Origin of the sequence: Rhodanobacter umsongensis, from assembly GCF_042654965.1 — a bacterium.
Classification (GTDB): domain Bacteria; phylum Pseudomonadota; class Gammaproteobacteria; order Xanthomonadales; family Rhodanobacteraceae; genus Rhodanobacter; species Rhodanobacter umsongensis.
The window spans coordinates 79539-104101 of sequence record NZ_JBHSMK010000005.1 but is presented as its reverse complement, the minus strand read 5'-3'; the positions used below and the strand labels follow the sequence as shown (position 1 = coordinate 104101).

26 protein-coding genes are annotated in these 24563 nt (G+C 67.3%); 19 read left to right on the top strand and 7 right to left on the bottom strand.

The features are described from left to right. Window positions 1–16 precede the first annotated feature (16 nt). Both ACFPME_RS09715 and ftsY read right to left on the bottom strand, forming a co-directional pair. Entirely contained in the window at window positions 17–1096 is a 1080-nt protein-coding gene (locus ACFPME_RS09715; RefSeq protein WP_377304632.1) for an AsmA family protein, read from the bottom strand. Between the two features lie 23 nt (window positions 1097–1119). Continuing rightward, entirely contained in the window at window positions 1120–2277 is a 1158-nt protein-coding gene (gene ftsY, locus ACFPME_RS09710) for a signal recognition particle-docking protein FtsY (protein WP_377304630.1), read from the bottom strand. Between the two features lie 88 nt (window positions 2278–2365). On the opposite strand from ftsY, the gene rsmD reads away from it, so the two are divergent. The 7 genes from rsmD (at window position 2366) to ACFPME_RS09675 (ending at window position 8086) form a co-directional block, all read left to right on the top strand. Next, window positions 2366–2947, top strand: a complete 582-nt coding sequence (rsmD, locus tag ACFPME_RS09705) for a 16S rRNA (guanine(966)-N(2))-methyltransferase RsmD (protein ID WP_377304627.1) — start codon at window positions 2366–2368, stop codon at window positions 2945–2947. Between the two features lie 39 nt (window positions 2948–2986). Continuing rightward, window positions 2987–3526, top strand: coding sequence for a pantetheine-phosphate adenylyltransferase (gene coaD / locus ACFPME_RS09700; RefSeq protein ID WP_377304625.1), 540 nt, complete (start codon window positions 2987–2989; stop codon window positions 3524–3526). Then, the gene (locus tag ACFPME_RS09695; protein ID WP_377304623.1) at window positions 3519–4022 is read left to right on the top strand and encodes a hypothetical protein; all 504 of its coding nucleotides are present in this window, start codon (window positions 3519–3521) and stop codon (window positions 4020–4022) included. Before coaD ends, ACFPME_RS09695 begins: the two co-directional genes overlap by 8 nt. 157 nt (window positions 4023–4179) lie before the next feature. Beyond that, entirely contained in the window at window positions 4180–4440 is a 261-nt protein-coding gene (locus ACFPME_RS09690) for a YfhL family 4Fe-4S dicluster ferredoxin (protein ID WP_377304621.1), read from the top strand. Further along, window positions 4437–6173 carry a gamma-glutamyltransferase gene (gene ggt / locus ACFPME_RS09685; RefSeq protein ID WP_377304619.1) on the top strand — a complete coding sequence of 579 codons (1737 nt, stop codon included), beginning with the start codon at window positions 4437–4439 and terminating at the stop codon, window positions 6171–6173. Before ACFPME_RS09690 ends, ggt begins: the two co-directional genes overlap by 4 nt. 9 nt (window positions 6174–6182) lie before the next feature. After that, complete coding sequence (locus ACFPME_RS09680; protein WP_377304617.1) at window positions 6183–7052, top strand: MBL fold metallo-hydrolase; 870 nt, start codon at window positions 6183–6185, stop codon at window positions 7050–7052. Then, window positions 7052–8086 carry a TMEM43 family protein gene (locus ACFPME_RS09675; RefSeq protein WP_377304615.1) on the top strand — a complete coding sequence of 345 codons (1035 nt, stop codon included), beginning with the start codon at window positions 7052–7054 and terminating at the stop codon, window positions 8084–8086. Before ACFPME_RS09680 ends, ACFPME_RS09675 begins: the two co-directional genes overlap by 1 nt. Before the next feature lie 17 nt (window positions 8087–8103). On the opposite strand, the gene ACFPME_RS09670 is transcribed toward ACFPME_RS09675, so the two are convergent. The 5 genes from ACFPME_RS09670 to ACFPME_RS09650 all read right to left on the bottom strand — a co-directional run bounded on the left by ACFPME_RS09670 (window position 8104) and on the right by ACFPME_RS09650 (window position 12400). After that, the gene (locus tag ACFPME_RS09670) at window positions 8104–9324 is read right to left on the bottom strand and encodes an EAL and HDOD domain-containing protein (protein ID WP_377304613.1); all 1221 of its coding nucleotides are present in this window, start codon (window positions 9322–9324) and stop codon (window positions 8104–8106) included. A gap of 175 nt (window positions 9325–9499) precedes the next feature. Next, a complete protein-coding gene (locus ACFPME_RS09665) occupies window positions 9500–9946 on the bottom strand; it encodes a flagella synthesis protein FlgN (protein WP_377304611.1) in 447 nt (148 codons plus the stop codon). Further along, the gene (gene flgM, locus ACFPME_RS09660; protein ID WP_377304609.1) at window positions 9943–10266 is read right to left on the bottom strand and encodes a flagellar biosynthesis anti-sigma factor FlgM; all 324 of its coding nucleotides are present in this window, start codon (window positions 10264–10266) and stop codon (window positions 9943–9945) included. The genes ACFPME_RS09665 and flgM overlap by 4 nt, the downstream gene beginning before the upstream one ends. Window positions 10267–10376: 110 nt before the next feature. Further along, window positions 10377–11099: a flagellar basal body P-ring formation chaperone FlgA gene (gene flgA, locus ACFPME_RS09655; RefSeq protein ID WP_377304607.1), complete on the bottom strand. Its 723-nt coding sequence runs from the start codon at window positions 11097–11099 to the stop codon at window positions 10377–10379. Then, window positions 11096–12400 (bottom strand): methyl-accepting chemotaxis protein, encoded by a 1305-nt coding sequence (locus ACFPME_RS09650; protein ID WP_377304605.1) that lies wholly within the window; start codon window positions 12398–12400, stop codon window positions 11096–11098. The genes flgA and ACFPME_RS09650 overlap by 4 nt, the downstream gene beginning before the upstream one ends. A 282-nt stretch (window positions 12401–12682) precedes the next feature. Here ACFPME_RS09650 and ACFPME_RS09645 point away from each other — a divergent pair, with 282 nt between their 5' ends. From ACFPME_RS09645 to flgL, 12 genes are all read left to right on the top strand, one after another. Beyond that, window positions 12683–13615: a chemotaxis protein gene (locus ACFPME_RS09645; RefSeq protein ID WP_377304603.1), complete on the top strand. Its 933-nt coding sequence runs from the start codon at window positions 12683–12685 to the stop codon at window positions 13613–13615. 168 nt (window positions 13616–13783) lie between these two features. After that, window positions 13784–14185 carry a flagellar basal body rod protein FlgB gene (gene flgB, locus ACFPME_RS09640; RefSeq protein WP_377304601.1) on the top strand — a complete coding sequence of 134 codons (402 nt, stop codon included), beginning with the start codon at window positions 13784–13786 and terminating at the stop codon, window positions 14183–14185. Beyond that, a complete protein-coding gene (gene flgC / locus ACFPME_RS09635) occupies window positions 14185–14604 on the top strand; it encodes a flagellar basal body rod protein FlgC (RefSeq protein ID WP_377304599.1) in 420 nt (139 codons plus the stop codon). The genes flgB and flgC overlap by 1 nt, the downstream gene beginning before the upstream one ends. Window positions 14605–14659: 55 nt before the next feature. Beyond that, window positions 14660–15307 carry a flagellar hook assembly protein FlgD gene (locus ACFPME_RS09630; protein WP_377304596.1) on the top strand — a complete coding sequence of 216 codons (648 nt, stop codon included), beginning with the start codon at window positions 14660–14662 and terminating at the stop codon, window positions 15305–15307. A gap of 37 nt (window positions 15308–15344) precedes the next feature. Next, on the top strand, window positions 15345–16568 hold the full coding sequence (gene flgE / locus ACFPME_RS09625) for a flagellar hook protein FlgE (protein WP_377304594.1): 1224 nt from the start codon (window positions 15345–15347) through the stop codon (window positions 16566–16568). 50 nt (window positions 16569–16618) lie between these two features. After that, entirely contained in the window at window positions 16619–17359 is a 741-nt protein-coding gene (gene flgF, locus ACFPME_RS09620; RefSeq protein WP_377304592.1) for a flagellar basal-body rod protein FlgF, read from the top strand. A gap of 59 nt (window positions 17360–17418) precedes the next feature. Further along, the gene (gene flgG / locus ACFPME_RS09615; RefSeq protein ID WP_377304590.1) at window positions 17419–18204 is read left to right on the top strand and encodes a flagellar basal-body rod protein FlgG; all 786 of its coding nucleotides are present in this window, start codon (window positions 17419–17421) and stop codon (window positions 18202–18204) included. Next, entirely contained in the window at window positions 18201–18899 is a 699-nt protein-coding gene (gene flgH, locus ACFPME_RS09610) for a flagellar basal body L-ring protein FlgH (RefSeq protein ID WP_377304588.1), read from the top strand. The genes flgG and flgH overlap by 4 nt, the downstream gene beginning before the upstream one ends. A 212-nt stretch (window positions 18900–19111) precedes the next feature. Further along, window positions 19112–20191, top strand: coding sequence for a flagellar basal body P-ring protein FlgI (locus ACFPME_RS09605; RefSeq protein ID WP_377305407.1), 1080 nt, complete (start codon window positions 19112–19114; stop codon window positions 20189–20191). Between the two features lie 15 nt (window positions 20192–20206). Then, on the top strand, window positions 20207–21298 hold the full coding sequence (flgJ, locus tag ACFPME_RS09600) for a flagellar assembly peptidoglycan hydrolase FlgJ (RefSeq protein WP_377304586.1): 1092 nt from the start codon (window positions 20207–20209) through the stop codon (window positions 21296–21298). 72 nt (window positions 21299–21370) lie between these two features. Beyond that, window positions 21371–23248, top strand: a complete 1878-nt coding sequence (flgK, locus tag ACFPME_RS09595; protein WP_377304584.1) for a flagellar hook-associated protein FlgK — start codon at window positions 21371–21373, stop codon at window positions 23246–23248. Between the two features lie 3 nt (window positions 23249–23251). Continuing rightward, window positions 23252–24454 (top strand): flagellar hook-associated protein FlgL, encoded by a 1203-nt coding sequence (gene flgL / locus ACFPME_RS09590; protein ID WP_377304582.1) that lies wholly within the window; start codon window positions 23252–23254, stop codon window positions 24452–24454. Window positions 24455–24563 lie beyond the last annotated feature (109 nt).

The following is a 24563-nucleotide window of genomic DNA, read 5'->3' as shown; positions in this document are numbered from 1 at the left end:
GGGTGGTAGTGCACCGTCACTTTTGTCCGGACGGCTGTTCGTCGGCGGCGGTCCTTGCCGGTGCTGCGGAGGTGCCGGCTGCCGCAGGCACATCGTCGCCGGCCTGCACAGCGAGCCCCTCGATGCTGATGCCGCCGATTTCCACCTTGGCGATTTCCGCATGGCCGCTGATGGGCGGCACGGCCAGCTGCGGTGCTTGTTCGTCGCCGAGCTGGCTCCACCAATGAGCCAGGGCCAGCGGCGGCAGGCGCAGATCGGCGTGGTTGCCGGGGCCGTCGAGTTTCAGGGCGAGCAGCAGCGGGCTGCCCTGGTTGGCCGGGGTCAACGTCAGCGATATATCGTACTGACCGGCATCGGCCTGATCGAGCTTGCCGGCAAGGCTGGCGGCGGCATCGGCGGCGCCATGCCAATGCGCGGTGCCGGTGAGCGCCAGCGTCATCGCGCTGCCTTGCGAAAGGTGCAGCGTGATGTTGTCCAGTTGCAGCGCATTGCCCTCGATGCGCGGCGTGGCGGACAGCCGCAGCCGCAGCGGCGTATTCGCCGCCGTGGTGGCGGACAGGCTCAGCGGAAACGGCTGGCCCGAGACCAGGCTGCCCGCCTCGAGCGAGACGTTGTCGAGCAGCACTTCATTGCCGCGCACCAGGCTGCCGCGGCTGATGCTGACGCCGGTGTCGATGCGCGGGATGTTCGGCGGTGTGCCGGCAGGCTGCGCAGGCAAGCCGCTCAGCCATTCCTGCAAGGCGTCCAGATCGACGCGTGGCGATTCGATCTGCAATTGCGAAATGACGGTCGGCCCGCCGAACAGCGTGTGCCATGGCAGTGCCAGTTGCCCACGCGCCGCCAGCAGGATCGGCACGTTGGCGCCCTCCGCATTCAGCGTGATGCCGTTCAGGTCGAGCGCCGGACGCGGAAACAGCGTCGGGCTGGCCGGGCTGGCCAGGTTCAGCTCCAGTCCGGCGGCACGCGCCTGGGTCTGCAGCATCCGGGTGAAGCGTTCGGGCTGCAGCAGCAGATAGACGGCTATAACGGCGGCCAGCACGACGGCCAGGGCGAGGCCGCCAAGTATCAGAAGGGTCAACCGCAATCGGCGCGACATCGGCTCAGCCTCGTCGTGGAGATTCAGTCATGTGCATGCCCGTGCCCACCGAGGCTGTCGGGCAGCAGGCCATCGACAAACGCCTCGGCCGCGAACACGCGCAGATCGGTGGCGGTTTCACCCAGCCCGACATAGCGGATCGGCAGGCCGAACTCGCGCGCCAGCGCGAACACGACGCCGCCCTTGGCCGTGCCGTCGAGCTTGGTCACGACCAGGCCGGTGACGCCGACGATCTGGCGGAACTGGCGCACCTGATTGACCGCGTTCTGGCCGGTCGTGCCGTCGATCACCATCAGCACTTCGTGCGGCGCATCGTTGTCGATCTTTCTCAGCACGCGGGCGATCTTGCCCAGTTCGTCCATCAGGCCACCCTGGGTGTGCAGGCGGCCCGCCGTGTCGGCTATCAGCACGTCGATGCCGCGTGAGCGCGCGGCCTGCAGCGCATCGAAGATCACGCTGGCGGCATCGGCATCCTGGCCTTGGGAGATCACTGGCACCTGGTTGCGCTCGCCCCAGGTTTTCAGCTGCTCGACGGCAGCGGCACGGAACGTGTCGCCCGCGGCCAGCATCACGGCATGGCGTTCGTCGCGCCAGCGACGGGCGAGTTTTCCGATGGTGGTGGTCTTGCCTGCACCGTTGATGCCGACGACGAGAACCACAAACGGGTGCCTGCCGCGTATATCCAGCGGTTGCTCGACCGGCGTGAGCAGGGCGATCAGTGCCTGGCGCAACGCTGCCAGCAAGGCGCCGGCATCGGCGAACTCGCGCTTGTGCATGCGCCGGCGCAGGTCCTCGACCAGCTCGCTGCTGGCTTCGATACCGACGTCGGCGGTGATCAGGGTGGTTTCGAGTTCGTCGAGCAGGTCATCGTCGAGCCTGGGATGGCGCACGAACAGCGTGCTCAGGCCGCGTGCGAAGGCATTGCCGGAGAGCCGTTCACGCCAGCTGCGCCTGGTTGCCGGCGGCTCGGTGCTGGCGGCAGGCTCGATGGATGGCGCGACGAAGCGTTCGGTGTCGGGTTGCGTCTCCAGGAGCGCGGGAATCTCCGACAGCGCCTCATGCAGCAACGGATCACCGCTTTCCGGCACGGCGGCGCCGGCGGGGGAGTTGGCGGTAGGCGGCTGCGGAGCGGTGCCGGCGGGCCCCGCTTCGGCAGGCTTCTTCTTCCAGAACTTGAGCATTGCGGCCGTGATTCAAAGACAATGGCGGCATGCTAACACCCCAACCTTTACCGCCCGCTGAGGGTCTGGCCGCAACGGTTGCCGCGTCGTGAGCAGTCGCCGCGATGCATCGCCCGGGCGCATCCGCATCATCGGTGGCAGCCTGCGCAATTCACGGCTCGACGTGCCGGATTCGCCGGGCCTGCGGCCGACCGCCGAGCGCGTGCGCGAGACGCTGTTCAACTGGCTGGCCCCGATGATCGAGGGTGCGCGCTGCCTCGACCTGTGCGCCGGTACCGGCGCACTCGGTATCGAGGCGTTGTCGCGCGGCGCGGCTGGCGTGCAGTTTGTCGAGCGCGACGCGCGTGCGGCGCAGGCGCTGCGCGACAACCTCATGCGGTTGAAAGCCAGCGCCGGCCAGGTGTCCGTGCAGGACGCGGCGCAGTTTCTGCAAGGTGCGCCGCAGCAGAATGAGCTGGTATTCCTCGATCCGCCGTTCGCGCTGCAGTTGTGGTCGCCGCTGGCCCGGCAACTGGAGCAGGGCGGCTGGCTGACCGCGCGGGCGTGGATTTACGTGGAGTCGCCTCGCCACGGCCCGCCGGAGCTGCCAGCCCACTGGCAGCTGCATCGAGAAGGCCATGCCGGCGAGGTACGCTTTGCGCTCTATCGGCGCGCGCTTCCGTTAAGCTAGGGTCATATCCACTGCCGCTTTCGTCTTGTGAGAAAACCTTTGGGCAACCCACGCCTGGCCGTCTATCCGGGGACTTTCGATCCGATCACCAACGGTCACACCGACCTGGTGACGCGCGCCGCCCACTTGTTCGATCGGGTAGTGGTAGCAGTGGCTGACAGTTCGAGCAAGGGGCCGGGCTTCAGCATCGGAGAACGGATCACGCTGGCGCGCATGGCGCTGGCCGATCTGCCCAACGTGGAAGTGCGCGGCTTCGATTGCCTGCTGGCCACGTTCGTCGAGGACCTCGGTGCAGGCGTGATCATCCGAGGCCTGCGCGCCGTGTCGGATTTCGAATACGAGTTCCAGCTTGCCAGCATGAACCGGCATCTGATTCCGCAGGCCGAGACGCTGTTCCTGACCCCGGCCGAGCAATACAGCTTCATTTCATCCTCGCTGGTGCGCGAGATCGGTCGCCTTGGCGGCGACATCTCGGGTTTCGTGCATCCGGCGGTACAGCAGGCCATGCGGCAGCGCTGGCAGAAAAGCCGTTCCGGCTCCAACAAGCAACCCGAAACCGAAGGTGATAACCATGCGTAAATTCGTTCTCATCGCTGCCCTTGCTCTGATCGCCACGCTGGCCCTGAGCGCTTGCGGCAAACACGGAGATGACCAGCAGGACGGCCAGCAGGCGGCGCAGCAGGCGCCCAAGCCGACCGATCCGGCAGATTCGAAGGGCTGGAACACCTACCTCGGCCAGATCGTTCAGAAGAACATGCAGGGCATGAGCGCCAACCAGCCGTACGCCTACATGGTGACGGCCGGCACCACCGACGAAGCCAAGGCGCAGAACGACCGCCAGTTGCAGAGCGTGCAGGACACCGTGGCGCGCGGCGTATTGCCGGGCAACCTGCTGGCCTTCGGTGGCCCGGACTCCAGCAAGACCGCCGACCTGGTCGTGGCGGCGTTCAAGGATGCCAAGCCCGGTTCGTTCAAGGACGTGATCGTGCTGTTCATCGGCGACAAGGCCGACGAACAGCGAGTCACCGACGCGCTGAAGCCGACGGGTGCCACCATCCGTTTCGTCGTCATGTAATCGTGGATTTGCCGCGCCGGTGGCACCGGCGCGGCGTTGCACTCTCGCCATCCGGTCGACAGGATGATCGATGCGCGAGTCCGCCCGCCGTGAAAGTCACCAGCACGCCGGCGCGCGCTCCCCAGGCGCCATCCCCCAGCATGTAGTATCGAGTTCCATGTCCCTGAAAATCCTCGACACCTGCGTCAATTGCGACGTCTGTGAGCCCGCCTGTCCGAACAAGGCCATCACGCTGGGTGAGGAGTTTTATGTGATCGACCCGGCGTTGTGCACCGAATGCGTCGGTCATCATGACGAGCCGCAGTGTGTGGTGGTGTGCCCGGTCGAGTGCATCATCAGTGATCCTGAGCACGTGGAATCGCCGGCTCAGCTCGATCTGAAGTACCGCCACCTGATGGCGAAGGAGTCCGCGGCATGAGGTTTCCCCTGACCTGGCGGCTGTCGCTGTCGCCTGTGCTGTTGAGCCTGCTGCTGGTCGCCGGGTCGGCGTTCGCGGCCGACGGCACACCGAAAGCGGCGGCGACGGTTCATCCGTCCCCGATGCAGCAGCGCCCTGGCCGCGCCGCCATCGCCAGCGCCAATTTCCTCGCCACGAATGCCGGTCATGAAGTGCTGGCCAGGGGCGGCAACGCGTTCGACGCGGCAATTGCCGTGGCCGCGACGTTGTCGGTAGTGGAACCGGAGAGCTCCGGCATCGGCGGCGGCTTCATGGCCGTACTGCATCGGGCAAAGGACGGCCATGACGTGTTCATCGACGCCCGCGAGATCGCGCCGGCGGCGGTCGATCGCAAGGACTATCTCCATGCGGATGGCAGCCCGAACCGCGATGCCGCGCTGAAGGGGCCGCTGTCGGCCGGCATTCCCGGCGAGCCGGCCGGGCTGGTGCTGATCGCCAGGCGCTATGGCCGGCTGCCTCTGCAGCAATCGCTGGCGCCGGCGATCCGCATCGCGCGCGACGGTTTTTTGCCGGACGCGCGCCTGCGCAACGCGATCGCCGAGCAGCACAAGGACTTGCAGCGCTGGCCCGCCTCGGCCGCGAAGTACTTGTCGAACGACAAGCCGCCGGCGGAAGGTGTGCTGTGGCGCGACCCGGAGCAGGCACGCACGTTGCAGATGATCGCCGCGCACGGCGATGACGGCTTTTACCGCGGCGAGACGGCGGCCAGGCTGGTGGCAGCGGTGAAGGCGGCCGGTGGCAACTGGACGCTGGCCGACCTGGCCAGCTACGAGGCGAAGGAGCGCGCGCCGATCGTCGTCAACTATCGCGGCTACCGCATCGTCACCGCGCCGCCGCCGTCGTCCGGCGGCGTGGCGATCGCCGAGATCCTCAACATCCTGTCCGGTTTCGAGCTGACCAGGATGGACCCGGCACAGCGCGTGCATTACATCGTCGAGGCGATGCGCCGCGCGTTCCGCGATCACAACGACTATCTGGGCGACCCTGATTTCGTGCAGATGCCGCTGGACATGTTGCTGTCGCCGTTCTACGCCGACGGCTTGCGTCAAGGCATCCTGCCCGACAAGGCCACGCCATCGTCGATGCTGCCCCGCGCCGAGGCCGCGGAACCGGGCATGCATACCACTCATTTCTCCATCATCGACGCCGACGGCAACATGGCGGCCATCACCTCCACGGTGAACTACACGATGGGGTCCACCTTCGTCGCCGCAGGCACCGGCGTGCTGCTGAACGACGAGATGGACGATTTCGCGCTGGTGCCGAACAAGCCCAACGTCTACGGCCTGCTCGGCAGTGCCGCCAATGCGCCCGAGGGCGGCAAGCGCATGCTGTCGTCGATGTCGCCCAGCATCGTGATCGGCGCCGACCGCGTCGCGGTGATCGGCTCGCCGGGCGGTTCCACCATCATCACCCAGGTGCTCGAAGGCATCCTGCATTTCGTCGATGGCGAGAGCGCGCAGCAGATCACCGCTCATAAACGCTTCCACCACCAATACCTGCCGGATGTGGTGAATGTGGAAGACGGGGCGTTCGACCCCGCCACCAGCGCCGCGCTGACGAAGATGGGCTACAAGCTCGAGCCGCGCGAACCGTGGGGTTTCATGAACGTGGTCACCTGGGACCGCAAGACCAACAAGCTCGACGCCGCCAGCGATCCGCGCCGGCCGTCGGGGTTGGGCAAGGTGCAGTAAGGTCAGGCCATGGAACTGTTCTCGCTACTCGGCAACTCGCAGCGACTTGATGGCGGCGCCATGTTCGGCAATGCGCCGAAGGCGCTGTGGTCGCGCTGGATCGAGCCGGATGCGGAGAATCGCATTCCGCTGGCCTGCCGTTGCCTGCTGGTGAAGGATCTGGATGGGCGCAACGTGCTGTTCGAGACCGGCATCGGTGCGTTCTTCGAGCCGGCGCTGCGCGAACGCTATGGCGTGGTCGAATCGCGGCACGTGCTGCTGGACTCGCTGGCCGAGGCCGGCCTGACCGATGCGGACATCGACGTGGTGGTGCTGTCGCACCTGCACTTCGACCATGCCGGCGGCCTGCTGGCGGCATGGGAGGAAGGCAAGCCGCTGCGGCTGCTGTTCCCGAACGCACGCTTCGTGGCGGGCGCGGAGCATTGGCGCCGCGCGCTGAAACCGCATCCGCGCGACCGCGCCTCGTTCGTGCCGGAACTGCAGCCGTTGCTGGAAGCCAGCGGCCGGCTGGAACTGGTCGAGGGCGAGTATTCGCGGACGCTGGGCGAGTCGGTGCGCTTCTTCTTCTCGGACGGCCATACGCCGGGGCTGATGCTGGCCGAGGTCGGCGGTGTGGTGTTCTGCGCCGACCTGATCCCAGGTCGTTTCTGGGTGCATCTGCCGATCACGATGGGTTACGACCGCTGGCCGGAGAAGCTCATCGACGAGAAGCGCACATTTCTGGAAGACAAGCTGGCCCGCGGCGTGCGGCTGTTCTTCACGCACGACCACGAATGCGCGCTGGCACGGATCACCCGCGACGAACGCGGGCGCTTCGGGACCGCCGACGAGCAGCGCACGCTGCACGGCACGCCACCGCCTGCGGCAGGGGAGGCCTGATGGGCCGGCGCAGGAGCGCATCCGTGCGCGGGCTGGCATCGAACATCATCGGCGCCCTGCTGGTGCTGGCCGGAGTCGGGCTGGTGGCGATGACTTCGCGCGCCTTGCTCAACTATCGAGCGGCCGCCACCCGCCATGGCGGCGAACTGATCAACCTGGGCACCGATGCCCAGCCGGAGGCCGGACAACATGGCTACATGGCGCGCATCGTCGCCACGCCGAGGGTGGTGGAGGCGCCGCGGGATCCGGAGTTCAATCTGCGCGTGAATACGCCGGTACTGACACGCCGTGTGGAGATGTTCCAATGGCGCGAAGTACGCATCGGCGACGGGGTGCACTACGAGCTCGACTGGGTCGACCGGCCGCTGGATGCCAGCCGCTTCCGTGAGCCGGCCGGGCACACCAACCCGGCCAGCTTCCCGATCAGCGGCAGGCAGTTCGATGCGGGCCTGGTGCAGGTGGGCGGGTTCAAGCTCGGCCCGGTGCTGCTGCACGCGCTGCCCGGTTCCGAGCTCGCCTTACCGGACCCGAAATCGCTGCCGGAGAATCTTGCGGCGAGCTTCAGCCGACAGGGGAATTATCTGGTCACCAGCTCCCATCCCGGCGACCCGCGCCTGGGCGATGTACGGGTGAGCTGGGAGGAGGTGCCGCTGCAGGAGGTCACCGTGGTTGGCCGTCTCGATGGCGACCGGCTGGTTGCTGCAACGGATGCGGCCGACGGCCGGGGCTACGACGTGCAGGTTGGCGACGTGCCGGTGCTGGACATGTTCCCGGATCTGCCGGAGCCGCCGGAGTTCGTGGCCGGCGCGCGCGTGCTGGCGGTACTGCTCGCGGCGCTGGGCGCGTTCGTGCTGCTTTCGCGGCAGCGCACCCGGCGCGACGCATTGCTGGCGCTGGGCCTTGGCGGGCTCAGCGTGGGCATCGTGGCGAGTGTGCTGTGGATCGGTGGCGACAGTCGGACCCTGGGCGGCTGGCTCGCGGTCGCGCTGCTCAGTTTTCTGCTCACGGTATGGCGGCTGCGCCGCCATCGTTGAGCGTCCGCCGGGACCGGTCAGTTCGCCTGCTTCTCGTTCGCCCCGGCGTAGACCTGATCGGCCCACTGTGTGGCTTCCAGATAGACGCCGGCCAACCGGTGGATACGCTGGGGAAGCACCCTCTCGCTGGTCAGCTCGCCTGCTTCCCACGCGATGATCTGATCGAGCAGCGGGCCGAACGGGCCTTCGCGTCGGGTGAGCGCATTGCTGATTTCCGGGACCAGCCGCAGATGGGTCAGCAGGAACTCCATCGGCGCGCACATCAAGGTGTCCAGCAGCGAGAACAGGCCGACCGTGAACGCCATCTCCGAATGCCCGCTGGGCATGCCGCTGGCCAGTTTCTCGCACATGTGCGCGCGGATCAGCGCAGCGCGCAGCAGCTCCGGCGGCCGGTCGTCCATGCTGCACATCGACATCGTGTCGATCCAGTTGCGCATGCGGGTGACGCCGAAGAAGATGGCCGCCTGCTGCACCGATTTCAGTTGCCGCGGCAACGCGAAGTAGGCCGAGTTGACGCAGCTGAGCAGCTTGTAGCTGAGCACCGCGTCGTCGCGGATGATGCTGCCCAGTTCCACCGGGCCGGGATTGCTTTCCTGCAACACGCGCATCAGCCGCAGCATGCTCAGCCGGTTGGCGGTGAGCACGGGCACCGCCACCGGTTGCGGGATCAGCAGGAAACGCCCCTGAATCGCCTGCAGAGGCAGTTCCAGGCAACGCTCGTAGGTTGGGTGATCGTTGACCTGACCGGCGACAACCCGGATGCCCCGCGTATGCAGATACTCGGCGCGCTCCTTCAATGCCTCCGGGGTCATCCGGCTGGCGTCCAGCCGCACCAGCTGCACCATGTGCAGCAGGTTCTGCAAGGGCAGGCTGCTTTCCAGATCGACATCGTTGGCGTCCAGCATGAACTGGCAACCGCGCTGCGCCATCTGCTGCAGGCGCTTCATCAGCGGCAGATCGGTGGCCACCCCCGGCTGCAACACCACGCCCAGGCGGGGCTGATGCAGCAGTACGTCGGAGTCTTCCGGCAGCAGTTCGGTGGGCAGGTTGAGGAACGCGCGGTTGCCGCGAACCAGCCGGGTCAGGGCGCCATCGGTGATGGTCGACAGTACGCTCTGCAGCAGATGCTGTTCGTCGCCGAGTTCACGATGAAAGACGATTTCGTAGGCAAACAGCTGGCGCTCGCGATCGAGCATCGGCACGCGCAGCACCGGCAGCGGGATCGATATCGGCAGCATTGCTCCGTCGCTGCCTGAAGCATTCCGAGCGGTGGACAAGGCGGGGGAGGCGTTTGAATTGCTCATGATCAGTCATCGCGATTAACGCGAAGGCGTGGCCGGAGGCCGCCTCGCAGTCAGTGGGAGGACCGTCTGCGCAGGCAGGCGGCGGTGCCGGCTTCTTCGAGATCTCATGTCATGCCGCCGCGAGCACTTGCGAGCGCAGATGGGTGCGCAACTCCCCGGAGCGGCCGTACAGTTCGCTTTCGCCGGCATGCCCGGTCAACACCGCCAGCGCCTGGCGCACCTGGGTCAGGCGCAGGTTGACCGCGCTGCCATTGCGCTGGTTGAGCAGGTGACACTCGCGCAGAGACACCACGATGCGCGCCCAGACAGGCTCCAGCGCGGCCGCGGCTTCGGGTTGCTCCCGGCCCAGCAGCTGGCGCTCGGCATCGAGTTGCTCCAGTTGCTGCATGATCGCCTGCTTGCGCGCACCGGCCTGATCCAGTGCCTCGCTGCTGGAGGTATCCAGCGCGGTGCGCTCGGCTTGCAACACCTGCCCGAGCTGCGCGACGGCCTGCTGCATGTCGTCCAGAACGGCCGCGAGCGCGGCGTTCAGTTCGTGCTGCAGCGGGCTGTTCATGCCTTGCCCGTGCTGCCGATCTGCTGCTCGAACGCAAGCAGGCGATCGGCGATGCGGCCGGCATCGACCTTGTAGCTGCCGTCGGCCAGCGCCTTGCGCACTTGCTCCACCCGATGCGGGTCCACCGCGGCGGTGTCGCCTGGACGCGCGGCCTCCTGCAGGGCCAGCGCCGAATCGGTCAGCCTGAGCTGGTCGTCCGATGTCGGCGCGGCAGCAGTGGAGCCCGCTGAAGCGGCGGCTGTCGTTGCCGAACCGCTGCCCGGGCCGTTGCTGGCTTGGGGAAACTTCGGCAAACCGTTATTGGATATGGTCGTATTCATGGGTCCGTTCTCGCTGGGGTGTGGCCCTGTAACTGTCAGATCGGCCGGTTTCGCGGAAACTTTAGTGGCAAAGGCAAAGAGTAATGCCGTCGACCCCGATTCGCCCGTGTTCATGGCAGGGCGACCACTACGCCGGGGGCGCTGACCATGGCATCGACCACCTTGCCGGAGCTTTCGTTGCGGACCCGCAGGCGGGCGCCGTTGTCGCCGCTGCCCAGCGCCACGCCGTCGGCGCGGACCTCGATGCCGTCAAGCCGCGCCACCATCTGTACGTGATCGCCGGCACGCACCATGCGGCGACCACCGAGCGTGCCGGGGCTGAGCACGCTGCCGCGGGCCACGGCTCGGGCCAGCGAACGGCCGGCAATCTGGTCCATGTTCTCGATGTAGCCATAACCGAGTCGGGTGACATCCCGCTCCTCGCCATGCACATCCGCGGCGCTGACGCCGTCGCCGCGCAAGAGGGGGCGGCTGGCTACCAGCACGGTCCTGAATACTTTTACCTGCAGCGGTACCCGCACCGTCCAGCCGCCATCCTGCGGACATTGCACCGGCACCGTCATGCGCGAAGAAGCCTGGGCGTCGGTGGCGACCCGCGCACGCAGCGGCTGCCGGCAGAGGGCCAGCTGCAGCCGCAGGTCGAGCGAGCCGGACGCGATCTCGATGCGGCTGCCGGGCATCGCGTAGTGCTCGCGCACGGCCTGTTCGGCCGCTGCGCGCACGCTGTCGAGCGACTGCGTCGCGCTGGCTGCGGCTGCGGGGGTGGCGCAGGATGCGCCGGGCCACAGCGTGGCGATCCCCATGACAACGGTAGCGGATCGCCAGGCCTTCATGCGTCGGCCAGCAGGCCGCCAAGCTGAACGAGCAGGGTTTCGCGGCCGGACTCGAGTTGCTGCGAAAGCTGGACCGCCTGCTCAAGCTGACCGTCGCACAGCAAGGTGACGAAGCGGCTGCCTTGTTCGCTCAGTTGCGCGCCGGTCTCGGTGAGGCCGCTGACGTCGCGCGCGCCCTGATGCAGCGCGGCGAGCCGGCCGATGCTGCGATTGATCGTGTGGGTATCGAACCAGCGACGATCCAGCGCGCCGGGCTCCAGCAGGGCCAGCTCCATGGCCTGGCGCAGGTTCAAGGCGGCCTCGCGCACAGTCAGGCTGAGGCTGGCCGGGTCGTTGCCGCTGACACCCTCCAGCCAGTCCAGCCCCAGCCGATGGGACAGCAGCGCAGCGCGATGCAGCGATTCGGCTTGGCGCCGCGCTTCGTTGCCGCGGCGCTGCAATGCGCCCAGCGCCGCCTGGGCCGCGGTGGCGCGCGCATGCTGCATGTCGTGCGTCTGTTGCAGCTTATGGATACGTTCGTTGGCGGTGCGCAACGCGGCGCTGCCTGCACCCAGCGTGGCGCCGGACTGGCCCACGCCAGCCTGCGCCCGCTCAAGTTGCTGCAGGCCGTGTTGTACGTCGCCGTCCAGCTGCAGCGAGAAATCGCCGATGGAGCCGGTGACGGTTTCGATCTCGGTGGTGGTGAGCGCGGTCTTCTCCGCCAGCTGCTTGACCTCATCGGCAACCACCGCAAAACCGCGGCCCGCCTCGCCGGCCCGGGCCGCCTCGATCGCCGCATTGAGCGCCACCAGATTGGTCTGGTGGGCAATCTCCTGGACCGCGCCGGTGAGCTTGCGGATCTGCGCGACCTGTTCGGCCAGCTTGCTCTGATTGCGATTCATCGCCGACAGCGCGCTGCGCAGCAGCCGCAGTTGGCCGTCCAGCTCGCTGACGGTGCCGGCGCCGGCCAGTCCGGCCTGGCTGGCCTGGTCCAGGTCGGCGCCGACCTGCTGCAATACCGTCGAGATACCGGCGCTGCCATCCGTCAAGCGATCGACACTGGCGCGGCTGTCGCCAGCGGCCTTGTCCAATGCGGCCTGTTCACGCGACAGCTGTTGCACCGCGCCCAGCACCAGGCTTTGCTGCTCCACGGTCTGCAGCGCCACCGAGCTGGGCGGGCGGCTGGCGACGCGGGCTAGCAGCGGCGCCAGCACCTGCGCGGCGCGCGGGTACTTGCGTCGCAATGCGGCGACCTGCGCGTCGTTGCCTGCGGCAGCAGCCTCGACCAGGGCGGCGAGATGCTGGTTCCAGATCAAGCTCATGGGGCGGAAGTCACCTTGTTATGGAGCGGGAGTGCAGAAGCTGCATCGTCAAAAACCTTCGAAACTTGAGGAAGCAAATCGCATGCCAGCCATTGGCTCGTGCCGCAGCAGGCAGGGGTGGTCGGGCCGGCCGGGCCGAGCCTGCGGGACGGTCGAGGGCGACCTGGCCGCAACCTTCTCCTGTGCGACGGGGAAAGGGACGCATGAGGCTCAAGCGCCTCGCATGGCGGCCGATAGCTTTCGCAGACAGTCGCTGCGGCGGCACCCATTCGAGGAGTCCGCATGGGCGGCACATTGCTGGAAAAGGTGGAACGACATACCCGGCTGGCCGGCCATAACCGCGTGGCGATGCTGCTGTTCCGACTGGGCGACGAGCAATTGTTCGGTATCAACGTGTTCAAGGTGCGCGAGGTGTCGCGGCGCCCGCCACTGGAGCGCATGCCGGGCGTGCACGAGTTGCTGGCCGGCAGCTGCGACTATCGCGGGCAGACCATCCCGGTGATCGACCTGGCGGCGGCGCTCGGCTATGCGCCGCTGCGCGATGTGGATTCGGCTCACCTAATGGTCACCGAGTTCAGCCGCTCGGTGCAGGGGTTCCTGGTGGCCGACCTGCAGCGCATGGTGCAGTGCGAAGGTGAAACGCTGACAGCACCACCCACGGCGCTGGGCTTCGGCGCACGGGTCAACGCGGTGACGCGGGTCGATGGTGCATTGCTCGCCGTGGTCGACGTGGAACATGTGCTGGCCAGCATCGATGCCGCGCCGGCGGAGCTGTCGATGCACATGCGGCGAGTTGCCGGTGCGCGCTCGCTGTCTCCCCGGCGGGTGATGGTGGTGGATGACTCGGTGATTGCCCGTCGCCGCCTGGTCAGCTTGTTCAAGCAGATGCATATCGAGTGCGTGGTGGCGAAGGACGGCCGCGAGGCGCTCGAGCGGCTACTCGATATGGCCGCCGCCGATCCCGCCGATGGGGTCAGGCTGGTGGTGTCCGACATCGAGATGCCGCGGCTGGACGGTTACGCACTGACTCGCGCCATTCGCGAGGCGCCGAGCCTGCGCCCGCTCAAGGTCGTGCTGCACAGTTCGCTCAGCGGCATGTTCAACGAGGCGATGGTGAAGGAGGTCAAGGCCGATCGCTTCGTGGCCAAATTCCAGCCGGACCTGCTGGCACAGGCGGTGCTGGAGCTGCTGCCGGAGCCGACCCCGGCAGACTGACGTCCGGGCGGCGCACCCCGTCTGGCGTCAACAATCCGTCTTTCGGCGCCACCGCGGCCATGGCGGTGCCGAAGGTTGCCGCGCCAGCCCAGTCCCGGCAAGGGTTTCCCCAGGGTGGCATGCAATTTGCCTCCGACTCCGTGCAGCAACGGCACGCGGAGCGAAGCAATGACCCTGACCCCTGACAACCTGTTCGGCATCCATACCCGTGCGCTGGATCTATGGCAGCGCCGCACCGAAGTGCTCGCCAACAACCTGGCCAACGCCGACACGCCTGGCTATCTGGCGCGCGACGTGGACTTCCGCAAGGTGCTGGCCGCCGCGGGCGGTGGTCCGGATGGCCTGCCATTGCAGGCCAGCACGCCCGGGCAGATCGGCACCGCCGGCCAGGCGGCGGATGCGCTGGCGTATCGCGTGCCGACCCAGCCGAGCATGGACGGCAATACCGTCGATGCCCAGGCCGAGCAGGCTGCCTTCGCCGCCAACGGCGTGCACTACCAGGCCAGCCTTTCATTCATTACCGCGCAGATCCGCATGCTGCGCACCGCCATCAGCGGGGGTCAGGGCTGATGTCTCTCTTCTCCATTTTCAACGTCGCCGGCTCCGGCATGGCGGCGCAGTCGCTGCGCTTGAACACGGTGGCCAGCAATCTGGCCAATGCCGACAGCGTGGCCAGTACGCCCGAGGGCGCCTACCGCTCGCGCGAGCCGCTGTTTGCCGCGGTGAAGAACCAGCAGGACAGCGGCAGCAATGCCGTGGGCGAAGGCGTGCAGGTGCTCGGTGTCACCGAGAGCCAGGCGGCCATTCCGAGCCGCTACGAGCCGGGCAACCCGCTGGCTGACGCGGACGGCTATGTCTACAGCAGCAACGTCAACCCGGTCGACGAGCTGGTCAACATGATCTCGGCCTCGCGTTCGTACCAGAACAACGTCGAGGTGATGAACTCGACGCGCCAGCTGATGCAGAAGACGCTGGACCTGGGCAAGTGAGGCGCGCCTGGGTGAAACCTGCACGGATCAACCATCGAAAGGCGAGGAACGTGGCATGAGTGACATGGCGATTGGCGGTCCCGCTTCGAACGCCGCAAAGGCGGCCAGCGCGGGCAAGGAAAAGACCCTAGGCCAGGCCGATTTCCTGAGCCTGCTGGTGCAGCAGATGCGCAACCAGGATCCGACCAAGCCGATGGATTCGTCGCAGATGGTCAGCCAGCTGGCGCAGATCAGCCAGGTCTCGGCCACGCAATCGCTGCAGACCTCGTTCGACAGTCTGAGCCAGTCGCTGCAGGGCAATCAGATGTTGCAGGCAAGCAGCATGGTCGGGCGCAGCGTGACGGTGCCTTCGGCCGCGGGTCAGCTGCAGGACGGCGGCCTGGACGGCGCGGTGAACGTGCCCGACGGCGGCGGCACCGTGCTGGTGCAGGTGACCGATGCCGCCGGCAACGTGCTGCGCACGCTGAACCTGGGTACGCCCGCGGCAGGCCTGGCGGCGTTCCACTGGGACGGCAAGGACGACGGGGGTACGGCGCTGGCCGCAGGCACCTACGGGCTCAAGGCGCAGGCCGGCAACGATGCCGTGGCGACCTATGTGAGCGGCAAGGTCAGCGGTGTGGGCATGACCGGCAGCGACGGCGCCTATCTGGATGTGGATGGTTTTGGTGGCGTCCTGCTGAGTCAGGTCGCGCAGATCAACTGATGGCCCCGCGGGGCTTCAATACAGAGGAATTACTCGAATGCCTTTCAACATTGCATTGAGCGGTCTCAACGCGGCCTCCTCGGATCTCGAGGTCACCGCCAACAACATCGCCAACACCGGCACCACCGGCTTCAAGGGCTCGCGTGCCCAGTTTGCCGAGCTGTTCAACGCTGCCGGTCCCAACCTCAGCGCCACCCAGATCGGCAGCGGCGTGCGGCTGACCAACGTGGCCCAGCAGTTCACCGCCGGCAGCGTCGAGACGACCAACAACAGCCTGGATTTCGCCATCAGCGGCGAGGGCTTCTTTACGCTGCACGACGGCAAGGGCTACTCGTACACGCGCGCCGGTGCCTTCCAGAAGAATCAGAACGGGTTCGTGACGAACGCCAACGGCCAGCGCCTGCAAGTATTTCCGGCCCTGTCCAATGGCACGTTCGACAGCAGCACGCTGACCGACCTGCAGCTGCTTGGCTCGCAGAATGCGGCCAAGGCCACCGGCGCCGTACAGATGGCGTTGAACCTTCCCTCCGATGCCGTGGCACCGGCCACCCCATTCGATCCGGTCAACGACCCCGCCAGCTACAACCAGTCCACCCCGTTCACCGCCTACGACTCGCTGGGCGCCACCCACAACGGCACCGTGTACTTCGTCAAGGACGCAGCCGCCAACGTGTGGAACGCGAACCTCTACGTCGATGGCGTTTCCACCGGCGCGTCGCAGCAGCTCACCTTCAACAGCAGCGGTGCGCTGGTTGCGCCGGCGAACGGCAAGCTGGCCTTTCCGGCGGTGTCGGTCAGCCCGGGCTCCGATCCCATGCAGCTCACCCTGGACATGAGCAAGGCGACCCAGTTCGGCAACACCTACGCCGCCAGCGCGATCAACCCGGATGGCTATCCGACCGGCATCCTGGCCAGCATCGACGTATCCAATCAGGGCGTGGTGCAGGCCAAGTACTCCAACGGCCAGACCACCTCGCTCGGCCAGCTGGCGATGGCGCAGTTCTCCAATGAGCAGGGCCTGCGCCAACTGGACAACACCAACTGGGCCGCATCCTATGACTCCGGCACGCCGATCATGGGTGCTGCCGGCAACGGCACGTTCGGCAGCGTGCAGGCCGGTGCGCTGGAGGCGTCCAACACGGCCGACCTCACCGCGCAGCTGGTCAACATGATCAAGGCGCAACGCAACTACCAGGCGAACGCGCAGGTGATCTCCACCGACAACCAGCTGACCCAGACCATCATCAACATCCGCAACTGACACGACGCGTGATCCCGGCGTGCCGGGATCAGCGCCACTGAGGTTTCATCATGGATCGTTCGCTCTATGTAGCCATGACCGGCGCCACGCAGATGATGCGCGAGCAGTCGGAGGTGGCGCACAACCTGGCCAACGCCGACACCGTCGGTTTCAAGGCGCAGCTGTCGGCCTTCCAGCCGCTGCCGGTGCAGGGGCCGGGCATGCCCACGCGGATCAACGGCGTGGCGCAAGGCCTGGGCGTGGACATGCGCGAGGGCGGCCAGGTCGAGACCGGTCGCGATCTGGATGTGGCGGTGCAGGGGCAGGGCTGGATCGCGGTGCAGGGCGCCGACGGCAGCGAAGGGTATACCCGTGCCGGCGAACTGCGGCTGACGCCGGACGGCCTGCTCACCGACTCCCGCGGCAACCTGGTGCTGGGCGACGGCGGCCCGATCAGCATCCCGCAGAGCACCCAGATGAACATCGGCGCCGACGGCACCGTATCGGTGGTGCCGATGGGGCAGTCCCCCGAAACCATCGCCGCGGTCGGCCGCATCAAGCTGGTCAATCCGGGCGCCGGCCGCCTTGCGCTGGGTAGCGACGGCCTGATGCACCTGAGCGATGGGGGCACCGCGGATGCCGATCCGGCGGTCACGCTGAAATCCGGCGTGCTCGAGTCCAGCAACGTCAATCCATCGCAGACGCTGGTGCAGATGATCCAGCTGTCGCGCCAGTACGAACTGCAGATCCGCTCCATCCACAGCGCCGACGAGAACGCGCAGTCAGCCTCGCGGCTGCTGCAGATGACCTGACCCTCGGTCAGCGCGATATTTCATAAAGACATCCAGACGTCCAAACGGAGTCCATCGACATGTTTTCATCCCTGTGGGTAGCCAAGACCGGCCTCGATGCGCAGCAGACGCGCATGGACGTGATCTCGAACAACCTGGCCAATGCCAACACCACCGGCTACAAGAGCGCGCGCGCGGCGTTCCAGGATCTGGTCTACCAGAACCTGCGTCAGCCAGGCAGCCAGACCACCGAGCAGACACAGTCGCCCTCGGGCCTGATGCTCGGCACCGGCGTCCGCGTGGTGGGCAGCGAAAAGCTGTTCACCCAGGGCAACATGGAGCAGACCGGGAACTCGCTGGACGTGGCCGTGCAGGGTCGCGGCTTCCTGCAGGTGACCATGCCCGACGGAACCATCGCCTACACCCGCGACGGCTCGCTGCATCTGGACCAGAACGGCCAGATCGTCACCGCCAACGGCTATGCGGTGGATCCGGCCGTCAGCGTTCCTGCCAACGCGCAGAGCATCACCATCGGCAGCGATGGCACCGTCAGCGTGAGCCTGCCGGGGCAGGCGGCGACGCAGCAGATCGGCACCGTGCAACTGGCCGACTTCATCAACCCTGCCGGCCTGCAGCCGAATGGCGACAACCTCTACCTGGAGACCGCCTCCAGCGGCTCGCCGCAGATCGGCCAGCCGGGCTTGAACGGCCTGGGCACGTTGTCGCAGGGCCAGCTGGAAGCCTCCAACGTCAACGTGGTCGAGCAGATGGTCGACATGATCGAAACCCAGCGCACCTACGAGATGAACTCCAAGGCGGTGTCCGCTGCCGACTCGATGCTGCAGTTCCTCACCAACAAGACATGAGTAATGCCGTGATGCCGAATCGCTACCGCTTGCCCCTGCTGTTGTGCGCGCTGGCCGCGCTGGCCGGTTGCGCCGGCGCGCCGCGCGCGCGCGACGCCGCCGAGTGGGCGCCGACGCCGCCGCTCGCGCAGCAGGTGGCACCCGCGCAGGCCGACGGCTCGATCTATCACGACTCGCAGAACATGGAGCTGTTTGCCGATCCGCGCGCGCATCGCGTCGGCGACATCCTCACCGTGGCGCTGGTGGAAAGCACCCAGGCCAGCAAGAAGGCCACCACCAGCACCAGCAAGACCGACAAGGCCAAGATCGCCTCGCCCACCATCCTGGGCCAGGGCCTGTCGATCGGCGGCAAGGTGGCCGACATCGGGCTGGACGGCGAGCGCAGCTTCGACGGCGCCGGATCCAGCAGCCAGAGCAACCAGCTCACCGGCCAGATCACCGTCACCGTGGCGCAGCGCCTGACCAACGGCAACCTGCTGGTGCGCGGCGAGAAATGGCTGACCATCAATCAGGGCCAGGAGCTGGTGCGCATCTCCGGCATCGTGCGTCCGCAGGACATCGGCCAGGACAACGTGGTGCCGTCCACCCGCGTCGCCGACGCGCGCATCAGCTACACCGGTCGCGGCACGCTGGCCGATGCAAACACCCGTGGCTGGCTGTCCCGGTTCTTCAACTCCAAGTGGATGCCGTTCTGATGAAGAACCAGCACAGCAGGCAGGCGCGACCGTCCTCGATACCCGAGTCCGTTTCCTCCACCGGGCCGGCGACGGTGCGTGTGAGCACGCCGGCTGCGGCCGCGCTGGTGGCCGATCCGCTTGATCCGCGCTCTTTCGCCGTGCGGCGCCGCGAGCAGATCCGGGCCGCAGTGCAACGCTGGCACGCGTTCGGTTCCACCGTGGCATTGTGCATGCTCGCGCTGCTGCTGGCGCCCACGCCGGCCCATGCCGACAAGATCCGCGACCTGGTGCAGGTGGCCGGCGTGCGCAGCAACCAGCTGATCGGCTACGGCCTGGTCGTGGGCCTGGACGGCTCGGGCGACCAGACCACGCAGGCGCCGTTCACCACCCAGAGCCTGGAGAACATGCTGCAGCAGTTCGGCATCACGGTGCCGGCGAACGCGCGGCCGCAGCTGAAGAACGCCGCGGCCGTGATGGTGACGGCGGAGCTGCCGCCGTTCGCCAAGCCGGGCCAGACCATCGACGTGACGGTCGCCTCGATCGGCAACGCCAAGAGCATCCGCGGCGGCCAGTTGCTGATGGCGCCGTTGCGCGGCGCCGACGGCAACGTCTACGCCGTGGCGCAAGGCAGTGTGGTGGTCGGCGGCGTCAGCGCCCAGGGCAAGAGCGGCTCCAGCGTGCAGGTCAATATTTCCGCCAGCGGGCGTATCCCCAACGGCGCCTCGGTGGAGCGCATCGTGGCCTCGTCGTTTGCCGGGGGCGGCGACCTGACGCTGAACCTCAATACCGCCGATTTCACCACGGCAACGCGGATCGCCGCAGCGGTCAACCAGGCCTACGGCGCCGGCACCGCGCAACCGCTCGACGGCGGTTCGGTGTCGGTGCGCGGGCCGCAGGATCCGGCGCAGAAGGTGGCATGGCTGGGTGCGATCCAGAACCTCGACGTGCAGCCGGGCGACGCGCCGGCCCGCATCGTGGTGAACTCGCGCACCGGCACCGTGGTGATCGGCTCGGATGTGCGAGTCACCGCTGCCGCGGTGGCGCATGGCGCGATCCAGGTCACCATCGGCGAGCAGGCACTGGTCAGCCAGCCGGCGCCCTTCAGCCGGGGGCAGACCGCGATCGTGCCGAGCAGCAGCGTGCAGATCAGCGAAGACGGCGCGCACATGTTCAAGTTCGGCCCGGGCGTGAGCCTGGACACCATCGTGCGTGCGGTGAACCAGGTCGGCGCCACGCCGAGCGACCTCATCTCGATCCTGCAGGCACTGAAGCAGGCTGGCGCGCTTCATGCAGATCTTGTCGTGATCTGATCCGGTGACGACATCATGACGCCCATCAACAGCGCATTGCCCGCCCTCGATACCTGGACCGAACTGTCCGGCTTCCAGCAGTTGCGCGCGCAGGCGCGCAGCGATGGCGGCAAGGGCGCGCTGCCGGCGGTGGCCAAGCAGTTCGAGGCGATCTTCACCCAGATGATGCTGAAGTCGATGCGCGACGCCAACGCCAGCATGGGCAGCGACATCGCAGGCAGCGAGCAGGTCAATTCCTATCGCGACATGTTCGACCAGCAGTTGTCGCTGAGCCTGGCCAACGGCCACAACGGCCTCGGCATCGCCAAGATGCTGGTGCGCCAGCTAGGCGGCAAACCGGATGCCGCCGCTGCCACCGCTGCCGATGCCAGCCAGGGGCTGCCGTTGTCCACGGCTGGCGTCCTCAATGCCAATGTCCGCGCCCTGCTGCAGCTCGGTGCCGACCGCACTGCGGCCGGCGGCGATGGCGCGGGTGATGCAGCCGGTGGTTTCGGCATGCCCGGCGTGCCGTCGACGGCCGATGCCGGTTCGTCATGGCGCCAGGCCCTCGATCGCATGGCCCAGGGTGCGCTGGAGGTGGCCGGCACGGCGGCGAAGCTGCTGCCGGGCGGCGACCCGGTGAATTTCGTTCGCGCGCTGGCGCCGCATGCGGCGGTGGCGGCGAAGCAGCTTGGCGTGTCGGTGCGCGCGCTGCTGGCGCAGGCGGCACTGGAAACCGGTTGGGGCAAACATCTGCCCAGCCATGGCGACGGCAGCAGCAGCAACAACCTGTTCGGCATCAAGGCCGGCGGCAGCTGGGGCGGCGACAAGGTCAGCGTGCCCACGCTGGAGTACGAGAACGGCGTGGCGGTGCGCAAGCGCGACCAGTTCCGTGCCTACGACTCGCCCTCCGAATCGTTCTCCGACTACGCCCGCCTGCTGGCCGGCAGCCCGCGCTATGCGCAGGCGCTGGGCCAGGGCGAGGACATCGCCGGCTTTGCGCGCGCACTGGTGCATGGCGGCTATGCGACCGACCCGTCGTACGTCGCCAAGATCACCGCGATCGCCAACAGCGCCCAGATGCGCGAGGCGCTGGCGGCACTCCGGCAGCCGGACGGGCTCAAGTGAACAGCCGTCCGGCCGTTACCGTTTCCACGTACCGCGCGATGCCGGCGGTACCCAGGGTGTTGAGGATGTTCCATGGCTGACATGCTTTCGACCGGCGTGTCCGGGCTGCTTGCCTCGCAGATCGGGCTCAGCACGGTGAGCCACAACGTGGCCAACGTGAACACCGACGGCTATAGCCGCCAGGTGGTGTCGTTCGGCGCCAGGTTGCCCGAAGGGCAGGGTGGCTACTACATCGGCACCGGCGTCAACACGGTGGCGGTCCAGCGCGCCTACAGCCAGTTCCTCAACAGCTCGCTGTGGTCGGCCAGTTCCGGGCACGGCCGCGCCAGCGCCATGGCCGGTCTCACCGGCCAGCTCAACAACCAGCTGTCCGGCGCCAGCAACCTCAGGACCTCGCTGGACAGCTTCTACGGCGCCGTGCAGGACATGGCCAATGCGCCATCCGATGCGGCCTCGCGCCAAGTCCTGCTCGCCCGCGCGGGCGGCCTGGCCACGACGTTTCGCGCGTTGTCCGGTCAGTTCAGCGCGCTGTCCGGCCAGGTGCAGCAGCAGGTCAGCGACGCGGTCGATTCCATCAACAGCGACAGCCAGTCGATCGCCAAATTGAACGGACTGATCCGTTCATCGGCGGCCACCGACGGCACGCCGCCGGCGGACCTGCTCGACCAGCGCGACGCGCTGGTGAAGAAACTGGCCGGCGAAGTCGGCGTGAGCGTGGTGCCGCAGAACGACAACACCATCAGCGTGTTCGTCGGCAACGGCCAGGCGCTGGTCACCGGCACCGAGGCGCACGCCCTCGGCACCGCGCCGAACATCTACGATGCCACCCGTCGCGAAGTGGTGGGTGCGGCATCGGGCAATGTGCTCAGCGGCCGCATCGGTGGAGGTACGCTGGGCGCGCTGCTGGATTTCCGCAGCAACGTGCTCGACCCGGCACAGGCCCAACTGGGCCGTACCGCGCAGGCGGTGGCCAGCGCGTTCAATGCGCAGCATGCGCAGGGCGTGGATCTGCAGGGCAAGGTTGGCGGCACGTTCTTCAACGTGGCCGGCCCCGCCGTGCAGGCGGCCACGACCAACAGCGGCAGCGGCACGCTGGACGCCAGCATCAGCGACATCGGCGCGCTGACCGGCAAGGATTACCTGCTGAGCTACGACGGCAGCAACTGGAGCATGCGCGACACCAACGGCGGCGCCGTTGCGCTCAGCGGCACCGGCACCAGCGCCGATCCGTTCAAGGCCGCTGGGCTGAGCCTGGTGGTGGGCGGCACGGCCAGCGCCGGCGACAGCTTCCGTGTGCAGCCCAGCCGCGGGGCCGCCGCCGGTTTTTCGATAGCGATCGACGACCCCGACAAGATCGCCGCCGCCGCGCCATTCACGGCCACGGCTGCCGCGGGCAACACCGGCACGGCTGCACCCAGCGTCAGCATCAGCGACGGCAGCAACGCCAATCTGTTCAACGCCAGCTCCATCGTGTTCAGCTCGCCCACCAGCTACAGCATCGACGGGGGCGCGGCGCAGGCCTTCACGCCCGGCCAGCCGATCGTGCACAACGGCTGGAGCATGCAGCTCAGCGGCGGCGCGCCGCAGGCCGGCGACAGTTTCAGCCTGCAAGCCAACAGCAACGCGCAGGGCGACAACAGCAATGCGCTGAAGCTGGGCAAGGTCGCCAATCTCGGCGTACTCGATGGTGGCGTCACCAGCGCCGGCCGCGCCTACAGCCAGCTCGTCAGCCAGGTCGGCAGCGCCGGCGCGCTGGCGAAGGACGAGCTGACCACGCAGACCGCGGTGTACAACCAGGCGATGAATTCGCAGCAAAGCGTGTCGGGCGTGAACCTCGACGAGGAGGCCGCCAACCTGGTGCGCTACCAGCAGGCCTACCAGGCATCGGCCCAGGTCATCAGTACCGCCAACAGCATATTCGGCGCGCTGCTCAGCGCCGTGCGGGGATAAGACATGCGCGTTTCCACCAGTTGGGTGCAGCAGCAATCCGTCGGCAGCATGATGGATCGCCAGAGCGACCTGTCCGATCTCAACACGCAGTTGAGCACCGGCAAGCGCATCAACCAGCCATCGGACGATCCGGTCGGTGCGGCGCGTGCGCTGGACCTATCGCATCTCACCGCCGATACCGCGCAGTACCAGCGCAACATAACTTCCGCCAATGCGCGGCTGGGTCTGGAAGACCAGAGCCTGTCGAACATCACCAACGTGCTCGGCCGTGTGCGCACGCTGCTGCTGCAGGCCGCCAATGGCAGCCAGAGCGACGATACCCGCGGCGACATTGCCGCCGAGATGGTGCAGCTGCGCCAGCAGTTGCTCGGCCAGGCCAATGGCAAGGACGGTCAGGGCGATTACATCTTCGCCGGCAATCGCACCGGCACCGAACCGTTTGCGTCGCAGAACGGCGTGAGCTATCTGGGCGACAACGGCCAGCGCATGGTCGCCGCCGGCGCGGGCCTGCAGGTGGCCACCGGGGATCCGGGCAGCGCCGTGTTCGTCGATATCCCCACTGGCAACGGCACCTTCGCCATCAGTGCCAACCCGGCCAACACCGGCACGGCGGTCGCCGGTTCGAGCAGCGTCAGCAATCCCAATGCCAGTCCGGCGGCGTGGGATGGCGGCAGCTACAGCATCGTGTTCACCGCTGCCAATGCGTACGAAGTGCGCGACGGCGGCGGCGCGGTGCTGGACAGCGGCAGTTACGACGCGACCGACGGCGGCAGCATCACTTTTCGCGGTGCGCAGGTGGCCTTCAGTGGCGCGCCCGCCGTGGGTGACACGTTCGCGCTGGGAGCGTCCGCCAAGCAGGACGTGTTCACCACGCTGGGCAACATCATCACCACGCTGCGCACGTCCAATGGCGGCGGCGCGCAGATGCAGAACAACATCAATACCCAGTTCGCGAATCTCGACCGGGCGATCGACAACATCACGCGCACGCGCGGCATGGTAGGCGCGCGCATGAATGCGCTCGATCAGCAGAGCGGGCTCAATGACGACCTGACGCTGCAGTACAAGAGCGCACTGTCGGATGTGCAGGACGTGAATTACTACGACGCGGTCAGCCAGCTCGGCGCGCAGACCACGGCGCTGCAGGCGGCGCAGCAGACGTTCACCAAGATCCAGGGTTCAAAGTTGTTCGACTATTTGCGTTGACAAGGCTCAAGTTTCGGTGTGGTGGGTCGAAACAGTTCACAAGGCGGATGCATTCAATGGTGAATCCCCGCCGGATTGTCTGAGCCGACTCACATCGGCACATCACCCC

Excerpts from the sequence above, each read along its gene's own strand:
- ACFPME_RS09665 (WP_377304611.1), bottom strand. The coding sequence starts at position 9,946 with ATGAACAGCCCGCTGCAGCACGAACTGAACGCCGCGCTCGCGGCCGTT.
- ACFPME_RS09695 (WP_377304623.1), top strand. The coding sequence starts at position 3,519 with ATGCGTAAATTCGTTCTCATCGCTGCCCTTGCTCTGATCGCCACGCTG.
- ACFPME_RS09605 (WP_377305407.1), top strand. The coding sequence starts at position 19,112 with ATGCTCGCGCTGCTGCTGGCGCCCACGCCGGCCCATGCCGACAAGATC.
- flgB (WP_377304601.1), top strand. The coding sequence starts at position 13,784 with ATGACCCTGACCCCTGACAACCTGTTCGGCATCCATACCCGTGCGCTG.
- ftsY (WP_377304630.1), bottom strand. The coding sequence starts at position 2,277 with ATGCTCAAGTTCTGGAAGAAGAAGCCTGCCGAAGCGGGGCCCGCCGGC.
- ACFPME_RS09645 (WP_377304603.1), top strand. The coding sequence starts at position 12,683 with ATGGGCGGCACATTGCTGGAAAAGGTGGAACGACATACCCGGCTGGCC.
- ggt (WP_377304619.1), top strand. The coding sequence starts at position 4,437 with ATGAGGTTTCCCCTGACCTGGCGGCTGTCGCTGTCGCCTGTGCTGTTG.
- ACFPME_RS09650 (WP_377304605.1), bottom strand. The coding sequence starts at position 12,400 with ATGAGCTTGATCTGGAACCAGCATCTCGCCGCCCTGGTCGAGGCTGCT.
- ACFPME_RS09690 (WP_377304621.1), top strand. The coding sequence starts at position 4,180 with ATGTCCCTGAAAATCCTCGACACCTGCGTCAATTGCGACGTCTGTGAG.
- flgK (WP_377304584.1), top strand. The coding sequence starts at position 21,371 with ATGGCTGACATGCTTTCGACCGGCGTGTCCGGGCTGCTTGCCTCGCAG.
- ACFPME_RS09630 (WP_377304596.1), top strand. The coding sequence starts at position 14,660 with ATGAGTGACATGGCGATTGGCGGTCCCGCTTCGAACGCCGCAAAGGCG.
- flgA (WP_377304607.1), bottom strand. The coding sequence starts at position 11,099 with ATGAAGGCCTGGCGATCCGCTACCGTTGTCATGGGGATCGCCACGCTG.
- flgL (WP_377304582.1), top strand. The coding sequence starts at position 23,252 with ATGCGCGTTTCCACCAGTTGGGTGCAGCAGCAATCCGTCGGCAGCATG.
- ACFPME_RS09715 (WP_377304632.1), bottom strand. The coding sequence starts at position 1,096 with ATGTCGCGCCGATTGCGGTTGACCCTTCTGATACTTGGCGGCCTCGCC.
- flgC (WP_377304599.1), top strand. The coding sequence starts at position 14,185 with ATGTCTCTCTTCTCCATTTTCAACGTCGCCGGCTCCGGCATGGCGGCG.
- flgG (WP_377304590.1), top strand. The coding sequence starts at position 17,419 with ATGTTTTCATCCCTGTGGGTAGCCAAGACCGGCCTCGATGCGCAGCAG.
- ACFPME_RS09670 (WP_377304613.1), bottom strand. The coding sequence starts at position 9,324 with ATGCTGCCGATATCGATCCCGCTGCCGGTGCTGCGCGTGCCGATGCTC.
- flgE (WP_377304594.1), top strand. The coding sequence starts at position 15,345 with ATGCCTTTCAACATTGCATTGAGCGGTCTCAACGCGGCCTCCTCGGAT.
- flgM (WP_377304609.1), bottom strand. The coding sequence starts at position 10,266 with ATGAATACGACCATATCCAATAACGGTTTGCCGAAGTTTCCCCAAGCC.
- flgJ (WP_377304586.1), top strand. The coding sequence starts at position 20,207 with ATGACGCCCATCAACAGCGCATTGCCCGCCCTCGATACCTGGACCGAA.
- flgF (WP_377304592.1), top strand. The coding sequence starts at position 16,619 with ATGGATCGTTCGCTCTATGTAGCCATGACCGGCGCCACGCAGATGATG.
- flgH (WP_377304588.1), top strand. The coding sequence starts at position 18,201 with ATGAGTAATGCCGTGATGCCGAATCGCTACCGCTTGCCCCTGCTGTTG.
- ACFPME_RS09675 (WP_377304615.1), top strand. The coding sequence starts at position 7,052 with ATGGGCCGGCGCAGGAGCGCATCCGTGCGCGGGCTGGCATCGAACATC.
- ACFPME_RS09680 (WP_377304617.1), top strand. The coding sequence starts at position 6,183 with ATGGAACTGTTCTCGCTACTCGGCAACTCGCAGCGACTTGATGGCGGC.